Annotated in this window: 4 protein-coding genes and 1 pseudogene; 4 read left to right on the top strand and 1 reads right to left on the bottom strand. The window is 43.0% G+C overall.

What is annotated here, in order from left to right; genetic code table 11:
* The first annotated feature begins 19 nt into the window (after positions 1–19).
* From ACWB1W_RS07915 to ACWB1W_RS07900, 4 genes and pseudogenes are all read left to right on the top strand, one after another.
* Positions 20–409, top strand: a pseudogene (locus ACWB1W_RS07915) (DNA/RNA helicase domain-containing protein).
* Complete coding sequence (gene rnr, locus ACWB1W_RS07910) at positions 390–2,507, top strand: ribonuclease R (RefSeq protein ID WP_479370829.1); 2,118 nt, start codon at positions 390–392, stop codon at positions 2,505–2,507. The pseudogene ACWB1W_RS07915 and the gene rnr overlap by 20 nt, the downstream one beginning before the upstream one ends.
* A gap of 13 nt (positions 2,508–2,520) precedes the next feature.
* Positions 2,521–3,084, top strand: a complete 564-nt coding sequence (locus tag ACWB1W_RS07905; protein WP_479370828.1) for a DeoR family transcriptional regulator — start codon at positions 2,521–2,523, stop codon at positions 3,082–3,084.
* Positions 3,084–3,809, top strand: coding sequence for a flagellar hook-basal body protein (locus ACWB1W_RS07900; protein WP_479370827.1), 726 nt, complete (start codon positions 3,084–3,086; stop codon positions 3,807–3,809). The genes ACWB1W_RS07905 and ACWB1W_RS07900 overlap by 1 nt, the downstream gene beginning before the upstream one ends.
* Here the strand turns inward: ACWB1W_RS07900 and recG are convergent.
* A partial coding sequence (gene recG / locus ACWB1W_RS07895) for an ATP-dependent DNA helicase RecG (RefSeq protein ID WP_479370826.1) occupies positions 3,806–5,314 on the bottom strand: 1,509 nt, incomplete at its 5' end. The genes ACWB1W_RS07900 and recG overlap by 4 nt on opposite strands.

Raw genomic sequence — 5,314 nt, 5'->3', positions numbered from 1 at the left:
TGTAGACATATACTGGCTTATGGATGAAAGGGCTCAGTATCCTTCCTACTGGTATGGAAAAGAATCCCAGGCTCTAACCCACTGTGCTTCAGTATACGGATGTCAGGGCTTTGAAGCGGACTTCGTAGGTGTAATTTGGGGAAGGGACCTAGTATGGAATCCAGAAGAAAAGCGCTGAACCTTGGGAACAAACTGTGAGGATAACATAGGAAGACCTTCGCTAAAGGATTTATTTAAGGAAAAGAATGAAAAAGAGGCTCTTCCCCTTCTTAAAAACAGGTACAGGATATTTCTAACAAGGGGTATATTGGGAACTTACGTTTACTGCGAAGATGAAACTACTCATAAACTGCTTATCGGGATATATGAAAGTATAATTAAAATCCGTAATGGAAAAAGAGACACTTGAAAAAGAAGTTTTAAAAATTCTTTCAAAAAAGAAAAAACCTCTCCACTTCCTTCAGATAGCAAAGGCACTGAAGCTTGATAAAAAGGATAGGAAAACCCTAAAGAAGATCATGAGAAAACTAAAAAAGGAAGGTAAGGTAAAAGTTGTTAAAGGAAAGTACGAATATACGGGGGAGGAAGTGGTTACGGGAAGAGTAATAGCCTACCCGGGAGGCTTCGGATTTCTGGAGGTAGAAGGTCAAAAGGACATATACATACCCCCTTTTGAGATGGTAAAAGTATTCAGCGGAGATGAGGTAAAAGCCAAAGTAGTTGAGTTTAAAGGAAAAAAAGAGGTAAGAATCTTAAGGGTATTAAAAAGGGCAAAAAAGGAGATAGTCGGAAAGGTGTTTAAGGAAGAGAAGCTATGTTACGTTATACCCATGGATGAAAACAGTCACCACAAGATACTCCTTCCGAAAAAAGATTGTACAAAGCTTGAGGAGAACAACGTTGTTGTTGTTAAAATAACTCAGCATCCGAGTAAGAAATCTCCCCCGAGAGGCAAGGTAATAGAAATTCTGGGAGACCCTAACAAGAAGTTCATAGCCATAGACGTGATAATAAGGAAGTATAACATACCCACAACCTACCCCGAAAAGGTTCTAAGAGAAGTTGAAGAAATACCCGAAGAGATTTCCCAGGAGGAGATAAAGAGGAGGAAGGATTTAAGGAAGCAGCTCTGTTTCACGATAGACCCCGAAAGGGCAAGGGACTTTGACGATGCTGTAGCCATAGAGCTTACACCTGAGGGATACTACAAGCTTTACGTTCACATAGCGGACGTGAGCTACTACGTAAGGGAGGGAATGGAAACGGATAAAGATGCCTACAAGAGGGGATTCACCTTCTACTTTCCCGACAGGGCTATACACATGCTTCCCGAGAAGCTTTCCGCAAAGTTGTGCAGCTTAAGACCTAACGAGGATAAGCTCGCTTTCACCGTTGAGATGGTTTTTGACGAAAGCGGGAACCTGAAAACATACGACATATACGAGAGCGTAATAAGAAGTAAAGCCAGGCTCACATACAGTGAGGCACTGGGACTCATAGTGGGAGACCCCGGCCTTGAGAAAAGGTATCCCGAACTCGTTGAACCCCTAAGACTGATGGAAACCCTTTACAGAATTCTTAGCAGGAAACGTTGGGAGATGGGAAGTATAGACTTTGACCTTCCCGAGGCGGAAGTTATCGTAGACGAATACGGGGAGCCTACCGCCATATATCCCTACGAGCGACACATAGCCCACAGGATAATAGAACACTTTATGATATCAGCAAACGAGACCGTTGCCCTTCACCTTGAAAATGTCGGATACCCGTGCCTTTACAGGGTTCACGAACCCCCGGACGAGGAAAGAGTTGAAAACCTCCTTGAGATACTGGAGGGGTTGGGATATAAGGTAAAAAGACCCGGCGAATACACTCCTAAGTTTTTCCAGAAGATAATAGAAGACTTTGAGGGAAGACCGGAAGAAAACCTTATTAGGTTTTTAACCCTTCGGGCAATGGCCAGAGCTAAATACAGTCCTCATAACGTAGGACACTTCGGTTTAGCACTTGAGCATTACGCCCACTTCACCTCCCCTATAAGGAGGTATCCCGATATCATAGTTCACAGATTACTCAAGAAAGCTTTGAGGGGTGAACCCATAGACTACGAGAAAACAGTAGCTTACCTGGAAGAGGCGGGGAACCACCTCTCAAAGCAGGAGAGGTTAGCGGACGAAGCGGAAATGGAAGCTATAGATTACCTGAAAGCACGTTATATGAAAGGAAGAATAGGTGAGGAGTTTATAGGAATAATAACGGGAGTTGTTAACTTCGGTTTCTTCGTAGAGCTTGAGGAAAACCTCGTTGAGGGACTCGTAAAGATAAACACTCTGACGGACGACGAATACGTTTACGACGAACCGGCTCACAGACTCGTAGGTGTAAGAACGGGAAAAGTATTCAGACTCGGTGACCACGTAAGGGTAAGGTGTATAGCGGTTGACGAAGAAAGGGCAAGGGTTGAATTTGAATTGATAGAAAAACTTGAAAAACACGAAAGATTTTAAAAACTTTTAACATATGGGTAAAGAAAGAAAGGAGAAAATTCTTGAACTACTAAAGGAAAGGGATAGAACTCCCAAGGAACTGGCATCAATTTTTAACGTATCCCTCATGACCGTTTACAGAGATATAAAAGAGCTTGAGAAAGAAGGACTCATAGAGCGGAAACACGGAGTAGTAAGGCTAAAAGAAGAAGACGATAGTCTAAGGGAGTGTGTTATATGCTCAAAAGACATTGACGGAAGGTTTAACGTAATCCTTTTTTTAAAGGAAGGAAAAAAACTTCAGGCATGCTGTCCCCACTGCGGGCTTATGGCCTTCAGGAAGTTCTCGGATAAGGTTGAGTCTATCCTTATGAAGGACTTTATAACCTGTAATCCCATTAACGGTTTCAGTTGCTGGTATGTTGTGGGGTCGGATATAGCTCCCTGTTGTAGTCCCTCGGCCTTTGCCTTCGTAGACAAGCTTTCGGCTGAAAGGTTCTCAAAGGGTTTCGGAGGAAAAGTTCTCGGTTTTGAATATGCCCTCGAAGAACTGCACCGATTGATGAGCCTTGGAAAAAGGGTATATTTAAGTCTATAATGGCGACCGATTACCAAACTATTTATATACTCGCCTCGGGAATGCTTCTCCAAGAGAGAAAACTTGAAGTTAGTTCAAATAACCTTGCAAATGTAAACACGCCCGCCTTTAAAAAGGACTTTCTTACCGCTCTTTCTCACTACGTTCCGACGGGTGATAAAGCTCCTAATAACAACCTCCACGAACCTTCAAATAACTACGTTTACCCAATAGTTGAAGATGTTCAGCATATACTTTTCCAGGGGAGTCTTGTAAAGACGGGAAATCCCCTTGACCTTGCAATTGAGGGTGAAGGATTTTTCGCGGTTAGAATGCCGAACGGGAATGTTGCCTTTACCAGAAAGGGTGTTTTTAGACTAAACCAAGAAGGGATTCTTACGACAGAGGAGGGGTATCCCGTTCTTGACGATAACCTGAACCCTATAAGGGTTGAGGGAGAGATTAAGGTATTAAAGGATGGAACCTACTACGTAAACGGTGTTCCCTCGGGAAGATTCGGTATTTTTAATCTGCAAAACCCGAGGAAATTGGGGGAGGACTTCTTTACGGGAAACCCTACACCTTCCGAAGACTTTAAAATATTTCAGGGGTTTTACGAAGCTTCAAACGTTAACGCAGTAAAGGAGATGGTGAAGATAATAGAAACCGTAAGAGCTAACGAGATTTTCTCAAGACTCATTAGGATGAACGACGAAGTTATGGGAAGGTTAAACGAGAGTGTTTAAGCTATAAAGCTGAGTTCAAGCTTTTCCCCGTATTTATAAAGGATTAACTTCTTTAAATTCTCAAGACCCTCAAGGTTAGGATTACTATTTAAAAGCTCCTGAGCATCCTTCCGCGCAACCGTAAGGAGCGCCCTGTCCTGGGAGCGTGCAAGGTTTGCAACGTTAAAACCGAAATAACCTGACTGGGAAACCCCTATAAGCTCTCCGGGCCCCCTAAGCTTCATATCTTCTTCCGCAATCTTAAACCCATCCGTAGTTTTTACGAAAACCCTAAGTCTCTTTAACGAATCGTTCTTTTCGTGTTTAAGATAGTCCGGAACAACCAAGAAACAGTAAGCTTCTCTGTCAGATCTCCCTACCCTACCCCTGAGCTGGTGAAGTTGAGAAAGACCGAACCTATGAGCATCTTCTATAACCATAACTGTAGCCTCGGGAACGTCTATACCGACCTCAATAACTGTCGTTGAAACGAGAATGTCTCCCTTTTCTTTAAACTCTTCCATAATCTTTAACTTTTCTTTGTCGGGCATTCTTCCGTGAAGAAGGTATATACGCTTATCGGGAAAGGCCTTCTTCCACCTTTCGTATTCCTCGGTTGCCGCCTTAAGGTTTAGTTTCTCGCTTTCCTCTATGAGGGGGTATATAACGTAAACCTTATTACCCTTTTCTATTTCTTCAAGAACTTTTTTGTAAACCTTTTCCTTTTCACTCTCAAAATAAAGATAAGTTTTAACCTCTTTCCTCCCCGGGGGGAGTTCGTCTATCACAGAAAGGTCAAGGTCTCCGTAAAGAGACAGGGCAAGAGTCCGTGGAATGGGTGTAGCACTCATAACAAGACAGTGGGGGTAGAGCCCCTTTCCCTTTTCAAGAAGAACCTTCCTTTGCATAACTCCGAACCTGTGCTGTTCGTCTATGATTACGTAGCCCAGATTCTTGAACTCAACTTTTTCCTGTATGAGGGCGTGGGTTCCCACGAGGACGTCTATCATTCCCTCCCTAACGAGCTTGTAAACACTTCTCTTCTGGGAAGGGGTAAGACTTCCCGTAAGGAGTCCTACCCTTATTCCTTCACCCTCAAGGAGTTCAGAAAACTTCTTATAATGCTGGTGGGCAAGTATCTCGGTCGGAACCATAACAGCAACCTGATAACCACTTCTTACAGCAACGAGAGCGGTTATTATGGCAACTACCGTTTTCCCGCTTCCAACGTCCCCCTGAAGGAGTCTGTTCATGGGCTTATTCTTTTTCATATCCTCAAGGATTTCTTTTATTACCCTTTTCTGAGCTTTTGTCAGCTTAAAAGGAAGCTTTTTAAGAAAGTTCTCAAGCTCTTCACCGTTTACTTTTATCTCGGGAGCTTTCTCTTTTTCAATTTCCTTTTTTTTCAAAAGCAGTGCAAGCTGAAAGGTGAACAACTCGTCGTATATAACCCTCTTGTGATATAAGTCCGAAAAGCTGTTTAAGGCCTTTACGGAAATATCCTCCGGGGAGTGGAGTTCCTTTAT

It is taken from the genome of Aquifex sp., assembly GCF_056494385.1.
The sequence above is the reverse complement of the archived record's forward strand: the minus strand, read 5'-3'. Positions and strand labels throughout refer to the sequence as shown.